Here is an 18,158-nt window from a genome sequence, read left to right on the forward strand (position 1 = left end):
CTCCGTTTCAGTTAAGGCAGGGAGCAGGTATCCGGCAGGTGGAAAAGGCTTCGTCTGCAATCACCTGCTCTTCATCCGTCGGAATGACGAGCACGGCGACTTTGCTGGATGGGGCATGGATACGCGTGGCATTTGCCATATTGGCCGCCTCGTCCAACTCTACGCCCAACCAGGCGAGATGGCGGCATACGGCTGCACGAACCGGGGGCTGGTGTTCCCCGATACCGGCTGTGAAAATCACTGCATCCAACCCACCGATCGTCGTGGCGAGAGCCGTAGTCTGCCGTGCCACCTGCAGCGCGAAATAGGCCACCGCATGGTGTGCGGCAGGCGCACCGCTTTCCAGAAGATCGCGGCAATCGGCGCTGATCCCTGATAGGCCGAGCAGGCCGGAGCGGTGATAAAGCATATCCTCCACATCGCCGAGCGGCATCTGACGCTGCTTGAGCAAATGAAGGATCACACCGGGGTCGAGCGCGCCGCACCGCGTGGCCATCGGTAGGCCATCGATTGTCGAAAAGCCCATCGAACTGTCGCGGCTCTTGCCGCCTTCCATGCCGCACAGGCTCGCACCGCTGCCCAGATGCGCCGCAACGACCCGGCCTTGGGCGAGCGTGGGTTCCAGCTCGGCGAGACGGTTGGCGATGTATTTGTAGGACAGGCCATGAAAGCCATAGCGTTTCACCCCGTCGTCGAACAATTCGGCGGGAATGGCGAAATGACGGACCAGATCGGACTGGCTGCGATGGAAAGCGGTATCGAACGAGGCCGTCTGCACCAGTTCCGGGCGTAAATGGCGCAGCGCATGGACAAGCTGAAGGTTATGCGGCTGGTGCAGCGGGGCCAGCGGGACGAGTGCCTCCATTGCCAGGAGATTTTCATCGTCTATCCGGACAGGGCCGGAAAACCTGTCACCGCCATGGACCACGCGGTGACCCACCGCCAGCAGACCGTCGAGAGGAAAGTGTTCGCCAAGGCAGGAGAGCACTTCCTCGATCACTTCGTGGAGGTCGTCAGTCAGCGGTGCGTTGAGAGCGATGTCGTCGATCACTGCGCCTTCGCGCATGTGGAGCATCAGAGGTTCGCGTCGCAAGTCGACAATCCCCCCGCCGATATGCACCGGTGAACCCGATGCGCAGTCGAACAGCCCATATTTGATGGTCGACGAACCGGCGTTGAAAGTAAGGACCAGCTGCTCCTTGCCTGTCATGCGGCAACCTCATTCGAACGGAGAGCGGCAAGCTTTGCCAGAGCGACCGAGGCCAGCCGGACTTTCAGGGAGTCTGCCCGGCTGGTGAGAATGATCGGCACGCGTGCACCAAGCACCAGCCCCGCCGCATCTGCGCCAGCGAGATAGATCAATTGCTTGGCCAGCATATTGCCGGCTTCGAGATTCGGGACGAGCAGGATGTCGGGATGCCCGGCGACGGGCGAATTGATTTCCTTGATCCGCGCGGCGTCGAGACTGATGGCATTGTCGAAGGCCAGTGGGCCATCCACCCGCGCGCCCTTGATTTGCCCGCGCATCGCCATGACGGTCAAAGCCGATGCGTCGAGCGTGGCTGGCATGGCCGGATTGACTGTCTCCACTGCCGCGAGAATGGCGACGAAAGGATCGGGGACGCCCAGCACATGCAGCAGATCAATGGCGTTCTGACAAATGTCGCGCTTCTGATCCAGCGTAGGGGCAATGTTGATTGCAGCGTCCGTGATCGTCAGCGGCTTGTGATAAGACGGTACGTCGAGCACATACACATGGCTGATCCGCCGATCTGTGCGCAGGCCCGATGTCAACGCGACCACCGCGCCCAGCAGTTCATCGGTATGCAGGCTACCCTTCATCAGGGCGGCCACTTCGCCCGCCGTGGCCAATTCCACCGCTCGTGCGGCGGCGGCGTGGCTGTGCTCGGTCGGCTCGATGCGAATGCCTTCCAGCGACAGCGCGGCCTTGTTGGCAGCGGCTTCGATCTTGTCGCGCGGTCCGACCAGAACGGGTTCGATCAGCCCCTCATCGCGGGCTTCGATGGCTGACTGGATCGCTTCCACATTGCAGGGATGGACAATGGCGGTGGGCATGGGCGGCAGCGCACGCGCTTGTTCCAGAAACGGTTTGAAGCGGTCGACCTCGCGGATGGTGACTTCGGGCACCGGCATCCGGGGGAGCGAGAGCTTTTCCTTGGGGGCAATGACCGTGGCAGTGCCGGAAAGGACTTTGTCACCTTGCTGGTTGGTGCAGACGGTATCGAACAGCACGATGTGCTTTTCGTCCCGCTTTTCCGTGACCGTTACAGTGGCGGTGATCGTGTCCCCTGGAGCGACCGGGCGCAGAAAGCGGAGATCCTGGCCGAGGTAAATCGTTCCCGGCCCCGGCAACTGCGTACCCAGCAGAGTGGAGATCAGCGCGGCTGTCCACATGCCATGGACGATGACATGGCCGAAGATGTCGCTTGCGGCATATTGCGCGTCCAGATGGGCCGGGTTCACGTCGCCTGAAACGGCGGCGAACAGCTTGATATCGTCGGGTGTAACGAGGCGAACCAGTGAGGCCGCATCCCCGATTGCCAATTCGTCGAAAGTGCGGCTCACCAGTGGCGCCGCGGCCGATTTCATCATCATGATTGCAACACGTATTTCCCTGGGGCGTTGGTCAGTTCGTCAGAATCGCTGCCGGGCAGGCCCATCGGTGGCGGGGCGACCCGGTCGGGCACGGAATGGCCAGCCAGCCAATCATCCCAGGCGAGCCACCACGACCCTTCGCGCTGTTCCGCAGTGGGGATCCATTCATCGGCTGAGAGGCAGACTCCCTCCGGAGTGTACGTCGCGATGCGGTAATGGCGGTGCGGGTGTCCGGGTTCGCTGACGATGCCGGCGTTATGGCCGCCGCTGGCGAGCAGGAAGGTGACTTCGGTGTTCGCCAGATAGTGGATCTTGTAAACGGAGTGCCATGGCGCGACATGGTCGCGTTCCGTACCGACGGCGAAGATCGGTGCCTCGATATTATTGAGGCTGACGGGGTGTCCGTCGACCACATAGCGACCGGCGGCCAGATCGTTGCGCAGGAACATGCTGCGCAGGTATTCCGAATGCATTCGGTACGGCATGCGGGTGGCGTCGGCATTCCACGCCATCAGGTCGATCATCGGGCTGCGTTCGCCCATCAGGTATTCGTGAACCAGCCGCGACCAGATGAGATCGTTCGACCGCAGGATCTGGAAGGCGCCCGCCATCTGCGAAGCGTCGAGCAATCCGCGTTTCCACATCATTGCTTCCAGCAGGGACACCTGACTTTCGTTGACGAACAGCTCCAGTTCACCGGGCTCGGTGAAATCGGTCTGCGCGGCAAACAGGGTCATTGTTTTCAGGCGGTCGTCGCCGAATTCGGCCATCGCCGCCGCTGTCAGAGAAAGCAGGGTGCCGCCCAGGCAATAACCGGCGGCATGCACTTTGGTATCCGGAACGATCTGGGAAATTGCATCCAGCGCCGCCATCGGTCCGTATAGCCGGTAATCGTCGAGCGAAACGTTGCGGTCCTCCGCCGTCACGTTGCGCCATGAAATGCAGAACACCGTATGCCCGCGATCGACGAGGAACTTCACCAGAGAATTTTCGGGTGAAAGATCCAGAATGTAATATTTCATGATCCAGGCAGGGACGATCAGGATCGGTTCGGCGGCGACCTTGTCCGTGGCAGGCGCGTACTGGATCAGTTCGATCAGGTGGTTGCTGTAAACGACCTTGCCGGGGGTGACGGCGACTTCCTTGCCCACGGCGAACTCTTCCGTTCCCGCCGGGGGGCGATGTGCGGCAAGGCGGCCTGCATCGTCGATCCAGTTGAGCATTCCGGTCAGGAAATTGAGGCCCCGGGTTTCACGAGCCTTGCGCATGACCTCAGGGTTGGTCAGCGGGAAATTGGAAGGAGAGAACACATCCAGCCATTGGCGGGCGGAAAACGACACCATCTCCGCATTGCGGGGTTCGACGCCCCGGACGTCCGATGTGGCGCCACGCCACCAGTTTTCCATGACAAGAAATCCGTCGCGCAGAAACCGATAGGGCATTCCGTCCCATCCTGCGTCGCGGAAGCGGTTGTCCCCGCGTTCAGGCTCGATCGGGGCGGGCGTACCGGCATCGAGCAGCGCGCTGGCCACGTTTTCCCAATAGCGCACGGATGAACGCCAGGCTTCGAGGCCTAGTTCGGTCCGTTTGCCGGGCATGGCGGCGAGATGCATCGACCAGTCGGCCATGGCCAGAACGGATGCGACGGAGGAAAGCCCGCCTGTCAGCCGCGCTCCGGTCGCGGCGGCAAAACGGTCGAGATTGGCGAAGCCGGCCTCCATCTCGTGTTCCGACGCTCTTGCGCTGGAAGAGGGGGGCGTGCCGGGGGCAGTTGCATCGCCGGTGGATCGGGCGACCGAACGGGAAGATACGATGTCATGCACGCGCACTGTTCTCCATCGACATGGATCAGGTATCCTCTCGCCAAAGTCGTGAACACAAGCGAGCCGTGCGATTTTTCCGATCCATGTAGCATGGGATCGGGTGTGATCGCAAAGGCGGGTATGCAATACCACGCAGGCTTGTCAGCCGGCTCATCTGGCCGTGTGGAATGCCCATCACGCTTCATGTCCTGTCAGGATACGCTCTCGCGTTCCTTTCGCGACATCCCTATGCGGTCAGTATGAACGAGGTGTTACAGTGGAGCGCTTTTGCCCGGCATGGCTTCTGATGCGGCATCAATCACCGATACCTGAAACGGCTGCTTTGTTGCGATCCGCTGCTACGCTGGTAAGGCGGGGGCAATAAGGGGAAACATTTCGCATGAACAAGGCAGCTGCGATGCCGCGCCGGGAATCGAACAAGGCGCGCATTCGTGCGGCTATAATCCGCGCAGGTGTGGCAAAGTTCGCGGACAAGGGGATCAGCGCCGCGACGATGGACGAAATCGCGGAACAGGCGAAAGTCAGCCGGGCCACCCTGTTCAATTACTTCCCCAGCAAGGCGGAAATCGTCGGCGCGATCATCAGGCAGATGGATGACGGTTTCGTTGCGCAGGTCGACCACTTTGCCGCACTGGATATGCCTGTGGCGGCGCGGGTCGAGGAATTGTTCCGGGCGAGCGGTCGGGATCTTGAAAGCCGCGGAAAGAAGTTTCGCCCACTGGTCGGCATATCGGAACAGGGATGGGGCGAGGATGTCGGCGCACGGCGCTTCCGACGGTTGAATGACGCGTTCGAGCGTCTGGTTCACGATGTGCCGGAGCAGGATCTGGTCGCTTATGCGGAGGTTCTTACCGGGGCATATATCGGTATCGTCCATAACTGGCGGTTTGAGTCGGACTATCCGCTGGAAACGCGGCTGGCGGAAGCCGCCCGGCTGATTATGAGATCGTTTAAGTAGATTGAATTCAATACGAAATTTAAGCGCTTGCATTCCGCTGAAAAATAATAGACTTTAGTCTAAATTTTTACAGCGGGGAGAGGGCTATGGGCCTGCCGAAAGATGTGGGTGTCATTGACACGATGATGGGCATTCCGACGCGGGAGGACCGCTCGGACTGGTATGATAATTTCCGGCCGCTTCTGCGTGATGCGGAAAGTTTGCAAGCCTTCGAAATGCCCGCGCAATATATGTTCAAGGGCGTGCCGGACATTGGCGATTGTGACGATTACATCGCCTGGACCGTCGAACAGATGGACCGTTACAACATCGACAAGGCGATGGTCGGGCTGGACGATCGCTGGTCCAAGACCACGCTGGAGGCCAAGGAGCGTTTCCCGGACCGCTTCTTCTTCGACGTACCGGCCGACCCGAACGGCGGCATGGAAGAAGTGCGCCGGATCAAGCGGCTTCACCGCGATTACGGGATCAAGGCGGTCAGCGTCTTTCCTTGTGGCACATTCCCGCAGGTTGCGATCGACCACAAGTATATGTTCCCGCTCTACGCCGCTTGTGTCGAAATGGATGTCCCGATGGTCATCAATGCAGGCGTGCCCGGCCCGCGCGTGCCGATGTCGCCGCAGAAGGTCGAGCGGCTGGATGAAATCTGCTGGTTCTTCCCCGATTTGCGCATAGTCATGCGGCACGGGGCCGAACCATGGGACGAACTGGCCGTGAAGCTGATGCTGAAATGGCCGAACCTTTACTATTCGACCAGTGCCTTCGCCCCGCGGCATCTGCCGAAATCCATCATCGATTTCGCCAATACCCGCGGTTCGGATAAAGTGATTTACGCGGGATATTTCCCCATGGGCCTCAGCCTCGAACGCATTTTCAGGGAGCTGAACGATCTGCCCATCAAGGACGAGGTCTGGCCAAAGTTCCTGCGCGATAATGCGCGTCGTGTGTTCAAGCTGGATTGAGGAGAGACGGCCATGAGCGAGACTGAAACCCTGGTTACCGATGCCCGCACGGCGCCAGTGGCGACCTGGCAGGTCGTGGGTGCGATGAGCCCTGAAGAACGCGCGGCCTGGCGTATGGCCGACATCGAGAATAATGTCGGCGCGGCAGAGCGTGGTGCGGACCGGCTGCCTTTCGGGGTTGGCTGGTATGCCGCCTGCTATTCGGACGAGATTGCCGTGGGCGAAGTCAAGCGGCTGCGCGCCTTCGGCAAGGAACTCGCGATGTGGCGCGGGGAAGATGGCAAGGTTCGCATCGTCGATGCCTATTGTAAACACCTGGGCGCACACATGGCCTATGGCGGCAAAGTTTCCGGCAACATGCTGGAATGTCCGTTCCATGCCTGGCGCTATGACGAGGAAGGGTCGGTCAAGGAAATCCCCTATGCCCGGACCATTCCGCCACAGGCCAAGCGTCCTTGCGGTGGCTGGCCGACGGAGGAAGGCAGCGGTTTCATCTGGTTCTGGTATCACCCCAATGGCGAGCCGCCAGAATGGGAGCGCGTGGATTTTCCCGATGTCGGCAGCGATGAATGGACGGAATTCGACCGTTACGACTGGATCGTGCATGCTCCGTTGCAGTTTCTGGCGGAAAATTCGGCGGACACGGCCCACTTCCGGTATGTGCACGGTACGGCGACCTTCCCGGATGCGGATATCAAGTTCGACGGCATTCGCCGCACGGGTGTGGTCGTAGCAAAGCTCGGCACGCCCAAGGGTGAGGTCGAAGGACGCATTACCAATGCCAATATCGGTCCGGGCCAGGCCTGGACGCGCTTCAGCGGCATTTCCGAGACTCTGTTGATCGCGGGCATGACACCGATTGATCACGATGCGGTCCGCGTACGGTTTGCCTTCACCCAGCCCAAGACACAGGCGGAAGGGCCGATGGCAGGGCTGGCCAAGGCATTGATCCGCGATATCGTGAAGCAGTTCGATCAGGACAAGGTCGTCTGGGATCGCCAGCGTTTCGTTGAAAAGGCGCTGATTTGTGACGGCGACGGGCCGATCGCCGATTTCCGCCGCTGGTATTACCAGTTCTACGCCGAATGGGGTGGCCGTAACGGGCCTCCTCAGGCCGTCGCGGCGGAATAAGCGCGCTCATGCAGTTCACATTTTCCGAAGACGAGACACTGCTCCAGCAGAGTGTCGCCGGTTTCTGCACGACGCATGGTAGTTCCGCATCCACCCGCAAGGTGATGGAGACCGAGGCCGGATACGATTCCGCACTCTGGCGGGCTGTCATGGGCGAAATGGGGCTGGGCGGTATTGCGCTGCCCGCTCGCCATGGCGGGGCCGAGATGGGCCACGTGGGGCTTGCGATCGCGATGATGGAGATGGGGCGTGTGCTGTTGCCTTCGCCCTATTTCTCCAGCGTCGGTATGGCCGCCCAGGCCATTCTGCTCGGCGGTACGGACGCACAGAGGGATGCTCTGCTACCCTCTATTGCCACGGGTGAGTGCATCGCGGCACTGGCTTGGCGCGGTGCTGGTCGAGGGCACGAGCCCGATGTGCGGCTGGACGATGCCCTGCGTCTTAATGGTGTGGCGGGCTTCGTACCTTTCGGACATGTGGCGGATCTGCTGGTGGTTGCCGCACGGCGGGAGAGCGGCGAAATCGTCCTTGTTGCGGTCCGTGCAAACACGCCCGGCGTCACTATCGAGCGGCACGTGTCGCTCGATCTGACACGGCCATTGGCCACGGTCCGTTTCGCGGGCGTGGTCTTGTCTCAGGACGATATCCTTGGTTCGGGTGAAGATGCAGCGGCGGCACTGGCGCGCACGCTGGATCTCGCGCGGATTGCCCTTGCCGCCGAACAGGCGGGCGGGGCCGAGGCAGTGCTGGACATGACAGTCGCCTACACCAAGGACAGGGTCCAGTTCGGTCGTCCCATCGGTAGCTTTCAGGCGCTCAAGCACCGGATGGCGGACATGATGGTTGAGGTCGAAACGGCGAAAACGGGCGCATACTATGCTGCCTGTATCGTCGATGAAGGATCGGATGAACTGGAGGAGGCAGCCGCCATTGCAGCATCCTATTGCGGCGAGGCCTTCATGGGATGCAGCGGCAATGCGATCCAGTTGCACGGCGGGATCGGCTTTACGTGGGAGCACGACGCCCACCTCTACTTCAAGCGGGCGCGAGCCGACGCGATGCTGTTGGGCGATGCCTATTCCCAACGTGAACGGATTGCCGGGATGATCGGCTTGGAAAAGGTGGCCTGACATGCGGACCGGTTTTACTCCCGAACAGGAGGCGTTCCGCCGGGAAGTCGCGGAATGGCTGGATGACCAGCTGTCCGGCCCGTTTGCCTCGATCCGCAATCTTGCGAGCATGAGCGCCATGATGCCCGAACGCCGAGAATGGGAAAGGGCGCTTGGCAAAGGCGGCTGGAGCGCGATCGGCTGGCCTGAGGAACATGGCGGTCGCGGCGCCAGCATTGCCGAGCAGGTGATCTTTGCCGAGGAATATGCCCGGGCAGGCGCGCCGGGGCGTATCGGGCATATCGGTGTTACCCTGGCCGGGCCGACGCTCATCCACTTCGGCACCGAAGAGCAGAAACGCCGGTTCCTGCCTGCGATCCTCAGCGGTGAAGAGCTGTGGGCACAGGGGTATTCCGAACCCAACGCGGGCTCGGATCTCGCCAATATCCGGACAAAGGCGCGGCTGGAAGACGGCCCCAACGGCCTGGAGTGGGTGATCGAAGGGCAGAAAATCTGGACCAGCCTGGCGCAATATGCGGAATGGATCTTCGTTCTGTGCCGGACGGAAGAGGGCAGCCAAGGGCCGAAAGGGCTGTCGTTCCTGCTCGTTCCGCTCGATCAGCCCGGCGTGACCTTGCGGCCGATCCGCCAGATGACCGGCGATGCCGAATTCAACGAGACGTTCTTCGACGGTGCCCGCACAGCGGCAGCGAATGTGGTCGGGCAACCGGGCGAAGGGTGGAAAGTGGCCATGGGCCTGCTCTCGCACGAACGAGGCGCGTCTTCACTCGCCATCCAGATGACGTTTCGCAACGAATTGCAGAAGATCATCGCAGCGGCGAACGCAAACGGCGCGGCGCGCGATCCCCTTATCCGGCAACGTATCGCCACTGCTCATGCCGGGCTGAAGCTGATGCGCTTCAATGCCCTGCGCACCTTGTCGAAGGGCGACAACGAGATGCTCTCGCGTGAATCCTTCATTCACAAAATCTACTGGGGCACCTGGCACAAGAAGCTGGGCGAACTGGCGATGGATGTCGTGGGTGCGCCGGGCCTGATCGCGGAAGGTGATGCTTACGCCTTCGGAGAACTTCCGCAGATATACCTCTATACGCGGTCGGAAACGATCCATGGCGGAACCAATCAGATCCAGCGCAATATCATTGCCGAGCGCGGCCTGGGCTTGCCCCGCGAACCGCGTGGGTGACATGTGCTGGCGTTGACGCGGGCTTTCCTATCCGGCGGACGTGTGCAGCAGTTGCCGTCCGTCCAGTGTGTGAACGGGAATGCCCAGTTCTTCCAGCAACGGCAGGCTGACAGCTCGCCTTCCCGAAAGCATGCTTGCGGGGCGCGAGCAAAGGGCCAGCGCGGCTTCCGCCATGGCTTCCACCGGTTCGAGCGTCATATCCACGCTCAGGTCACCGGCCATTACGGCTCCTTCGCTTGCAACCCCTTCTACCGGGGCCAGCGTGTTGACGGCAATGTTGTGGGGGGCGAGTTCCGCCGCCATGCCGGTCGCCAATCGTTCGGTTGCGGCTTTGGTGGCGGCATAAAGCGTCGGCCCGGAGTGCTGATGGAACTGGACGTAACGGTCGGCCGGATCAAACGGGCCGGGTCCCGGATGGTCGGACGTGCCGCTCGAAATGTCGAGGATCCATCCTTCGCCCCGGTCGATCATCCCGGGCGCTACGGCGCTGGCGAGTTCCAGCGGGGCCAGTGTGTTCACTTCCAGAGCAAGGCGGATATGCCGTTCCACCAGCAGATGCGTTGGGCCGAACCGTGCCCAGGCGGCATTGTTCACGAGAATGTCGACCCGTCCGAAATGAGCCAGCGCACCTTCGACGATGGTGCGGCGGCTTTCCGGTTGGCCAAGATCGGCAACGATGGGAAAACACTCTCCCCCGTTTGCTTCGATGCGATCCTGCGTCTTGCGCAGAGAGCCGGGCAGTTTCTCGCTTTCGTCCAGCGTTCGTGCGGTAATCACCACGCGCGCGCCCTCTGCGGCGAAACGGATCGCAATCGCGGCACCAATTCCGCGGCTTGCGCCCGTGACAATCGCGACTCTATTCTCCAGCATACCCGGCATGTCCGGCGACCCTTCCCATTCTGGCAATTTCTTCGTGGATGTTCGATCAGAAAATAGGGTGCTGGTCAATTTGGCATTATGTTACATAATTGAAATATAAAAATTAATTTGAAATTTAAAGTTAGTGAAGGGGAGTAACCTGAGCGTGCAAATCGATCCTCGCGCCCCCGGCCTTACCGGCCCTGGAGAGCCTTTCGAAATCTGCGAGCAAGAGGTGAACGGGCGGCAGATGCGCGTTTTTGCCGGGGCGACCGGCAACTTGTCCGCCTTGTTCGCCACTATGCCGGGCAGGGGCGATACCGACTTCATCGTCGATGGAGAGCGGCGGATTTCCTATGCCGGGTTCCATGCCCTTGCGGGTTCGGTGGCAGCTGCCCTGACGGACGAATATGGCGTCCAGGTCGGGGACCGGATTGCTATTGCCATGCACAACAGCCCGGAATGGATGATTGCCTTTGCCGCGCTGTCCGCGCTGGGCGCCATTCCCGTACTGATAAACAGTCGCGGTTCAGGCGAAGAGATGCGCTATTGCGCCGAAGATATCGCTGTATCGCTGATAATCGCCGATGTCCGTCGCGCCGAAAAGCTGGCGGAAGCCGGTTATCAGGGAAAGTCTCTGGTATTCGACGAGGCGATGCTGGGCGACATGGTCGCACGCTATCCTGATCAGGCGCTGCCGGACAGTTCGGCGGGTACCGACGATCCTGCCTGCATCCTGTTTACTTCCGGCACGACCGGACGGCCCAAGGGCGCGATCATCTCGCACCGCGCGATGTTGACCGGCATCCTGATGGCGCAGCATGCAGGCGCGCGTTTTGCCGCGCGCATGGCTGCACAAATGGGAATCGACCCTGCGGCGATGATGGCTGGTCGTCCGCAATCGGCCATATTGCTGATCTTCCCCCTGTTCCACGTCAGCGGTTGCCAGTCGATGTTTCTCGGCATCATTGCCCGTGGAGGAAAGATCGTCTTCCACAAGCGCTGGAACCCTGCCGAGGCACTGCGGCTGGTCGAAGAGGAAAAGATTACCGAGTTTACAGGCCCGCCCATGACCTTGTGGGATCTGTTGAACGAGCCGACGCGCGCGACGCGGGACCTGTCGACCATCGGATCGATTGCCAGCGGTGGTCAGGCGCTGGCGCCGAACTTGCTGGCGGCTTTGCAGGAAGCATTTCCCCGCCGGGTTTTCGGCGGCGGCTATGGCATGACCGAGACGACCGGCTCGGTCAGCCTTGCCATGGGTGACCTCTACACCGCGCGTCCGGAGTGTTCGGGTGTGGCGCACGATGTCGCCGAAATGCGCGTCGTGGACGAAAACGGTTCGGTGTTGCCTTCGGGGGAAGTGGGCGAAATCTGCGTGCGCGGCCCGATGGTGATGTTAGGATACTGGAACAGGCCGGAGGAAACGGCAGCGGCAATTGATGCCGATGGCTGGCTCAGGACCGGAGATCTCGGGACGATTGACGAGATCGGTTACGTGGCCATCGTTGATCGCAAGACCAATATGGTCATTTCCAAGGGCGAGAACATTTATTGCGCTGAAGTGGAACGGGTAATTTCCGAACATCCCGACGTGGCCGATGTCGCTGCCTTCGGGATGCCGGACGAACGGCTGGGCGAAAGGCTGGCGGTGGCGGTAACGCCTGAAGCAGGGCGGGACCTGTCCGCCGATACCGTGCGCGAACACGTCCGTAAGCATCTGGCTGATTACAAGGTCCCGGCCGATGTCTATTTCCGCGACACGCCGATGCCGCGCAATGCGACCGGCAAGGTGGACCGGTTGATCCTGCGTCACGAGATCGGACTGGCATGAGGAGGCAGGCTTGACCGGCGGAGCGGGCGACCCGAGAGCATTCATCGCGGCACAAAAGGGGCGCAGCTACACTTCGGAATGGATGGAAATCGATCAGGAGATGATCGACGGCTTCGCCCAGACCACGCGCGATTTTGAATTTATCCACGTCGACCCCGTCCGGGCCGCCGAAACGCATCTGGGCGGGACGGTTGCGCATGGATTCCTCATTCTTTCACTGATCCCCCATCTGCGGGATTCCACGCAGATGCCGATTGTTCCCGGGGTGGTCATGGGCCTCAATTACGGGGTCGATCACGTGCGGTTTACCGCCCCGGTCCGCTCGGGCACCAAAGTGCGCGGTGTTTTCACTATCGCCGATACGGTGGAGAAGCTGCCTAATAACTTCCAGCAGACATTGGATATTGTGGTGGAACGGCAGGGCTTGGACAAGCCCGCGATGGTCGCGCGCTGGCTGGTTCATTTCGCCATTGCTGGCGACCGGGAAGCGGGCGAAGCATGACGCTGCACAAGGTTATGTTGGCCGGGGCCGGGATTGAAATCGCCGCTGATGTCGGCGGGCCCGAGCAGGGAGTGCCCGTAGTGCTGCTTCACGGTGGTGGCCAGACCCGCTTTTCCTGGGGCAAGACAACCCGGCGGCTGGCTGCCACAGGCTATCGCGTCTGCTCCGTCGATCTGCGCGGCCATGGGGAGAGCGGTTGGGCTCCTGATGGCGATTACCGTTTCGAGCGTTTCATCGAAGATCTGGCGGGTGTGCTTTCCACCTTCGATCGACCCGCATTCGTCGTGGGTGCGTCAATGGGCGGCATGGCCGGTCTCTTGACCGTCGGTGAGGGGCATGCGGAAGCCGCCGGTCTGGTGCTGGTCGATATCGTGCCGAGAATGGAACGCGATGGGGCAATGCAGGTCGGGCAGTTCATGCTGGGCAATCCGGAAGGCTTCGCCAATGTGGAAGAGGCTGCGGAAGCGGTGGCCGCATTCCGCCCCAATCGACCGCGTCCCCGTGATCCAAAGGGGTTGCTGAAGAACCTGCGACTGGCCGACGACGGCCGCTATTACTGGCATTGGGACCCGGCGTTCATGGCGCAGGATGCGAGTGCGGGCGATCTGGATGCTGTGACCTTGCGGCTACAAGCGGCGGCCCAGCAGCTTACCGTCCCTGCGGCCCTGATAAGGGGAGGCCTGAGCAATATCGTCAGCGCTCAAGGCGCGGAGGAATTTCAGGAACTGGTTCCCCATGCCGAAGTGGTGACGATCGAATCCGCGGATCACATGGTCGCCGGTGATCGTAACGATCATTTCAGCAATGCGGTGATCGCATTCCTCGACCAGCACGGCGGAACGGGGAGCTAGCGGTGTGGGCAAGGGGGAAAGCAGTGGGCGAGCCACGCCTTCCCCTCATGGCCTAGTTCCAGAAGGAGCGCAGCGAAGCGATCTTTCCTGACGGTGACATCTTGTAGATGTTGATCATCTTGTTGGCGCGCACGGTGCCGTCCTTCATCGTGATTGTCATGGTCACGAAGCAGGCGGCTTCATTTCCGCAGCCCACCAGGTGATGGACCTCGAAGTCGAGCGATTGCTGGGAAGCGCTGAACATGTCGTAGAACTTGCCGATCGCTTCCTTGCCGCGCTGACCTTCCCCGGTCAGATCCCATGGGTCGAAACCGCCGACCGGATCTTCGACCACAGCATCGTCCTCGAACAGGGCCAGCCAGCCTGCACGGTCGCCTGCCTTAACGGCACCCATGGATTTCATAGGCAGATCTTCGGGTTTCATATTCCGTTCCTCTCTCGATTATCAGTTGTGTTTGGCAATGACGCGTTCCGCATAGCGGCTGATCGCGTCCTTCTTGACGGAAAGCTGCGAAATGTCCGCGCCATCCGGAATGAATGCTTCGACCTCCCATGGCGTGGGGAACCAGGGGATTGCGACAGTGTCACCGACCCCGCCTGCTTCCAGCCGGGTGGCGGCGTCTTCCGTCAATGGTTCTATCAGGGAAACGCATGGGCGGAATCCGTCGGCAGGCAGACCCATTTCCTGGCGCATGGCCTGCATCTTGCCGACAATGGCCAGATTGTCGTCGACCGTTGCCGGCAGGCCGAGCCAGCCGTCGTTTGCCGCCGCGCGGCGCAAGGCGGGTGCGGCCTTGCCGCCAACCCAGATCGGGACCAGCTTGGGCGGGATCGGGCGCAGGATAACGGAATCGAACTGAAAGAACTCTCCATCATGGCTTAGTGTTTCGCCAGCCCAGAGCTTGCGGCAGATGCCGAGTATTTCATCGAGCCGGCGGCCACGGCTGGCGAAGTCCACGCCCGCAGCGTCATATTCCTCTTTCAGCCAGCCTGCCGAAACACCGCAAACAACCCGGCCGTTGCTGTACGCCGCGGCGGTCGAAACGCTCCGCGCGACGGTAAACGGGTCGCGCAGGGCGGCAAGATAGATATTGGTCGCGAGATGCAATGTGCTCGTTTCCGCGCCCAGCAGGGTCAGCGTAATCCAGGGATCGGGCCAGGGGGCGTCGATCGGCCAGAACAGCTTGCCATCGGCGGTATAGGGATACGGCGTTTCGACATTGGCCGGCATGATCAGGTGATCGGCATATGTCACCCCATGGAAACCGCAGCTTTCGGCGTGCCGGGCCAGCTCAACCAGCTGGTCGAGTTCAGGCACGGCCATCATGGACAGCCAGAAACGCATCCATTTACTCCCTTTGATTGTTTTCTCAGTTATCGGGCGGGGAAAATGTGAAGTCCACCATGATCTCGCCTGAGATGGCCTCAAGTGCGGATTGGACATCTTCCGCCGTTGTGCCGCGAGGGACGATCACCACCGCATTCATGCGGAACAGCAACTCACCCGACCAGGCGCTGTTTTCAGTGCCGGTGGAAAAATCTTCGATGTTGACGCCAAGGGCAGTCAGAACCCCGGTCACTTCCCGCACGATGCCGCGGCGGTCCTGCCCGACAAGTTCGATCCACAGCGGTTTGCCTTCCGGCTGCGGCTCGTCGCCGGCCGGAACTATCGTAACGCGTAGCCCGCTGGCATCGACGGCGTGGATGTGGCTTTCAAGCGCTGGCAGGCGTTCCGGATCGAGTTCGACAAGGACCGAGCCGACATATGTTCCCCCCAGGCGGCTGAGGTGGCTTTCAAGCCAGTTCCCTCCTGCCTCCAGTACAGCGTCGGCGAGCGCCTGGGTCAGGCCCGGCCGGTCGCTTCCCGCGACGGAGAGGATCACGCGCGATGTCATTGGTATCTCTCCCACCCTTGTTCCAGTCAGGCCGTCAAGTGCAGGGCTAGTCTGCCATGCGGCTGCGTCAATGGGAAAGACGCCCCTGAAAGCGTCGGCATCGCGTTTGCCGGGTGTCCTGTGAGATGGCCCATGATATGCCATGTGTTCGAGCCTGCGCGATCAACCATGAAACGCCGGGCCGGAATGGGAGAAGGTGCATATGAAATTATCCCTGGCAAAGCTCGTTTCCATTGGCGTTGCTCACGCGGAAATTGAAACCACCCAGGACCTGGAAGGGTTGCTGGCGACCATGGAAGGCGAGCCGGTGTATGAATTCTATCCGCTGGGCCGCAGATTTCGGGGAATGGCGGAAACCCGCCGCTATTACGAACATTTCATGAAGGATGTGCAGCCGCGCATTCTTGGTGCGACCATGTTTAGCGAGGCCATCGGCAGCGAAGGACTGGTGCAGGAGTATACCGTCACTGTCGCGCACGAAGGAGATGCTGAGCCGACCGTGCACCGCATTATGGCGATCCTGACATTCGGTGAGCAGGGCCTGTCCGGCGAGCGCATGTATTCCGACGACAAGTTCTTCCGAACGCTCGTCGGCCCGCTGTGGGACGAACTGGAACCAATCAGTTGAGCGGAAAGGGGGAAAGCATGAACGCAGACCTCGACAGCCTGCTGGCGATCCGTGCCATCGAACAGAATATCATTCGCTTCGCGCGGGCGATGGATGAACGGGATTGGCACGCTCTCGAAACCATTATGGCGAGCGATGTGGTAGCCGATCTGGGCACCGGGCTGTTGCATGGGCCGGAGGCAATTGTTGGCCTGATACGACATTTCCTCGACCGGTGCGGCACAACGCAGCATCTGGTGGGGAACATTCTGGTGACTGTTTCGGGGGATACGGCAACCAGCCGGGCCTATGTTCATGACAGCCACTTGCCTGCGGATGAGGATCCCGGCGAAGTCTATTACACTTTGGGCGATTACAACGATCGGTGGGAGCGGAAAGACGGGTGCTGGCGCATGGTCGAACGGATCAAGCACAACCGGGCGAATGTCGGCTCGCTTGAACGCGTTTTCGGGCTCAAGGATGTGAACCCATGAAGATGGGCCGGGCACAGGGATATACTCTGTGCCCGATCCTGAACGGTCAGCGCAGGTCGATTGTCACCTTTTCGATCTGTCCGCCCTTGTAGGCATACCCAACAGGCGCATCCTCCGGATATTTCCCGGCGGGCGAGCCGGTATCGACGCCGACGTCGAAAGTCTCGTCGATTGAGAACATCGCCAGCGGAGTGGCGGGCAGCGTGTCGTTGGCGACGACCTTCCCATTTACCGACAGGCTGAGAGTGCCGCCCTTGCCGTAGCCTTCGCCATCATAGTCGAAATCGACCTGCAGGTTATTCTCGCCCGAAGGAAGCGGGTCTCCCTTGAGATTGACAGTCTTCAATTCGAACAAGCGGTAGGTGAAAGTCGGACGGCGGTCAGCATCGAGATAGAGCGACCAGCCCGCAGCGGTTCCACCCAGAGTGGCAATAACCCCGTGGGCCTTCTCACCGGTCTCGATGTCCGAAGTGAGCGACCATGAACGGTTCAGAATATGGGGGATCGCCTTTTCGGGTACTCCCACTGTCCCCTCATGATAAGTGGCGCTGGTGACGCCCTTGGCCAGATCGGGCAGGCCGCTGGGGATCTGTTGGCCCTTGAGCGGGAGAACCTGATTGGCGGCGGCTTCCTGCATGAAGAGCGCCTTCAATTCCTCCAGTTTTGCCGGATATTTGGCGGCAAGGTCGTCGGCCTGCGAGAAGTCCTTGCGCAGATCGTAGAGTTCCCACGTGTCCTGATCGAATGGCTTGGGCTCGACACCGAAACCGCTCGTCCAGGGCAGGCGTTGGTGGAAGGCGGAGGCCATCCAGCCGTCATGATAGATCGCGCGGTGGCCGAACACCTCGAAATACTGCGTGGTGTGGCGCTCTGGGGCCTTGGCGTCATTGAAGCTGTAAACCAGGCTGGTGCCATTCATCGGCTTCTGGACGATGCCGTTCACTTCCTTGGGCGCATCGATCCCTGCCGCTTCCAGAATAGTCGGCACGATGTCGTTGACGTGACCGAACTGGCTGCGCAGCCCACCTGCATCCTTGATCCGGTCCGGCCAGGTAATCACCATCCCGTTACGTGTGCCGCCAAGGTGCGAAGCGACCGTCTTGGTCCATTTGAACGGTGCATTCGTCGCCCAGGCCCAGGCCGAATTGATGTGTGCATAGGCATCGGGCCCGCCAATGCGGTCGATTCCCGCGATCTTTCCCTCTTCCGGCTCAGGCAAGCCCTGCAACTGCCCCATGTAGTTGAGACTGCCGCCGAGGCCGCCTTCCGCGCTCGCGCCGTTATCGCCCACGATATAGACGAACATCGTGT

The 18,158-nt window shown here is 60.9% G+C and carries 18 protein-coding genes; 10 read left to right on the plus strand and 8 right to left on the minus strand.

The window, feature by feature from the left end; translation table 11 throughout:
• Positions 1 to 7 precede the first annotated feature (7 nt).
• From MB02_RS16635 to MB02_RS16645, 3 genes are read right to left on the minus strand one after another with little or no spacing between them, the layout of a single operon-like run.
• Positions 8 to 1,210 (minus strand): acetate/propionate family kinase, encoded by a 1,203-nt coding sequence (locus tag MB02_RS16635; RefSeq protein ID WP_067540498.1) that lies wholly within the window; start codon positions 1,208 to 1,210, stop codon positions 8 to 10.
• Complete coding sequence (locus MB02_RS16640; RefSeq protein ID WP_067540503.1) at positions 1,207 to 2,616, minus strand: bifunctional enoyl-CoA hydratase/phosphate acetyltransferase; 1,410 nt, start codon at positions 2,614 to 2,616, stop codon at positions 1,207 to 1,209. The genes MB02_RS16635 and MB02_RS16640 overlap by 4 nt, the downstream gene beginning before the upstream one ends.
• Entirely contained in the window at positions 2,613 to 4,439 is a 1,827-nt protein-coding gene (locus MB02_RS16645; protein WP_235829560.1) for a PHA/PHB synthase family protein, read from the minus strand. Before MB02_RS16645 ends, MB02_RS16640 begins: the two co-directional genes overlap by 4 nt.
• Positions 4,440 to 4,818: 379 nt before the next feature.
• Here MB02_RS16645 and MB02_RS16650 point away from each other — a divergent pair, with 379 nt between their 5' ends.
• The 5 genes from MB02_RS16650 (at position 4,819) to MB02_RS16670 (ending at position 9,806) form a co-directional block, all read left to right on the plus strand.
• The gene (locus MB02_RS16650) at positions 4,819 to 5,397 is read left to right on the plus strand and encodes a TetR/AcrR family transcriptional regulator (protein ID WP_067540509.1); all 579 of its coding nucleotides are present in this window, start codon (positions 4,819 to 4,821) and stop codon (positions 5,395 to 5,397) included.
• Positions 5,398 to 5,483: 86 nt separating this feature from the next.
• Positions 5,484 to 6,359 carry an amidohydrolase family protein gene (locus tag MB02_RS16655; protein WP_067540512.1) on the plus strand — a complete coding sequence of 292 codons (876 nt, stop codon included), beginning with the start codon at positions 5,484 to 5,486 and terminating at the stop codon, positions 6,357 to 6,359.
• A gap of 12 nt (positions 6,360 to 6,371) precedes the next feature.
• Positions 6,372 to 7,490 (plus strand): Rieske 2Fe-2S domain-containing protein, encoded by a 1,119-nt coding sequence (locus tag MB02_RS16660; RefSeq protein WP_067540515.1) that lies wholly within the window; start codon positions 6,372 to 6,374, stop codon positions 7,488 to 7,490.
• Positions 7,491 to 7,498: 8 nt separating this feature from the next.
• Positions 7,499 to 8,620, plus strand: a complete 1,122-nt coding sequence (locus MB02_RS16665) for an acyl-CoA dehydrogenase family protein (RefSeq protein WP_067540518.1) — start codon at positions 7,499 to 7,501, stop codon at positions 8,618 to 8,620.
• 1 nt (position 8,621) lies between these two features.
• On the plus strand, positions 8,622 to 9,806 hold the full coding sequence (locus MB02_RS16670; protein ID WP_067540521.1) for an acyl-CoA dehydrogenase family protein: 1,185 nt from the start codon (positions 8,622 to 8,624) through the stop codon (positions 9,804 to 9,806).
• A 27-nt stretch (positions 9,807 to 9,833) separates the two neighbouring features.
• On the opposite strand, the gene MB02_RS16675 is transcribed toward MB02_RS16670, so the two are convergent.
• Positions 9,834 to 10,676 (minus strand): SDR family NAD(P)-dependent oxidoreductase, encoded by an 843-nt coding sequence (locus MB02_RS16675; RefSeq protein ID WP_235829561.1) that lies wholly within the window; start codon positions 10,674 to 10,676, stop codon positions 9,834 to 9,836.
• Between the two features lie 154 nt (positions 10,677 to 10,830).
• Here MB02_RS16675 and MB02_RS16680 point away from each other — a divergent pair, with 154 nt between their 5' ends.
• From MB02_RS16680 to MB02_RS16690, 3 genes are read left to right on the plus strand one after another with little or no spacing between them, the layout of a single operon-like run.
• Positions 10,831 to 12,498, plus strand: a complete 1,668-nt coding sequence (locus tag MB02_RS16680; protein WP_067540526.1) for a class I adenylate-forming enzyme family protein — start codon at positions 10,831 to 10,833, stop codon at positions 12,496 to 12,498.
• Between the two features lie 10 nt (positions 12,499 to 12,508).
• A complete protein-coding gene (locus MB02_RS16685) occupies positions 12,509 to 13,000 on the plus strand; it encodes a MaoC family dehydratase (protein WP_235829562.1) in 492 nt (163 codons plus the stop codon).
• Positions 12,997 to 13,851 carry an alpha/beta fold hydrolase gene (locus MB02_RS16690; protein ID WP_067540529.1) on the plus strand — a complete coding sequence of 285 codons (855 nt, stop codon included), beginning with the start codon at positions 12,997 to 12,999 and terminating at the stop codon, positions 13,849 to 13,851. Before MB02_RS16685 ends, MB02_RS16690 begins: the two co-directional genes overlap by 4 nt.
• Before the next feature lie 52 nt (positions 13,852 to 13,903).
• Here MB02_RS16690 and MB02_RS16695 read toward each other — a convergent pair whose 3' ends face one another.
• Genes MB02_RS16695 through MB02_RS16705 form a run of 3 tightly spaced genes read right to left on the minus strand, consistent with a single transcriptional unit; the run spans position 13,904 to position 15,746 of the window.
• Positions 13,904 to 14,275 (minus strand): nuclear transport factor 2 family protein, encoded by a 372-nt coding sequence (locus tag MB02_RS16695; RefSeq protein ID WP_067540532.1) that lies wholly within the window; start codon positions 14,273 to 14,275, stop codon positions 13,904 to 13,906.
• A gap of 21 nt (positions 14,276 to 14,296) precedes the next feature.
• A complete protein-coding gene (locus MB02_RS16700; protein ID WP_067540535.1) occupies positions 14,297 to 15,196 on the minus strand; it encodes a TIGR03619 family F420-dependent LLM class oxidoreductase in 900 nt (299 codons plus the stop codon).
• A gap of 25 nt (positions 15,197 to 15,221) precedes the next feature.
• Positions 15,222 to 15,746, minus strand: coding sequence for a glycine cleavage system protein R (locus MB02_RS16705; protein ID WP_067540538.1), 525 nt, complete (start codon positions 15,744 to 15,746; stop codon positions 15,222 to 15,224).
• A 202-nt stretch (positions 15,747 to 15,948) separates the two neighbouring features.
• On the opposite strand from MB02_RS16705, the gene MB02_RS16710 reads away from it, so the two are divergent.
• Together MB02_RS16710 and MB02_RS16715 are read left to right on the plus strand one after the other, a co-directional pair.
• On the plus strand, positions 15,949 to 16,374 hold the full coding sequence (locus tag MB02_RS16710; protein WP_067540540.1) for a hypothetical protein: 426 nt from the start codon (positions 15,949 to 15,951) through the stop codon (positions 16,372 to 16,374).
• A 17-nt stretch (positions 16,375 to 16,391) separates the two neighbouring features.
• On the plus strand, positions 16,392 to 16,847 hold the full coding sequence (locus MB02_RS16715; RefSeq protein ID WP_067540544.1) for a nuclear transport factor 2 family protein: 456 nt from the start codon (positions 16,392 to 16,394) through the stop codon (positions 16,845 to 16,847).
• A gap of 46 nt (positions 16,848 to 16,893) precedes the next feature.
• Here MB02_RS16715 and MB02_RS16720 read toward each other — a convergent pair.
• Positions 16,894 to 18,158, minus strand: a 1,265-nt coding sequence (locus MB02_RS16720) for a sulfatase-like hydrolase/transferase (RefSeq protein ID WP_156495567.1), incomplete at its 5' end; no start/stop codon positions are given.

This window comes from Croceicoccus estronivorus (assembly GCF_001625325.1).
GTDB classification, from domain to species: domain Bacteria; phylum Pseudomonadota; class Alphaproteobacteria; order Sphingomonadales; family Sphingomonadaceae; genus Caenibius; species Caenibius estronivorus.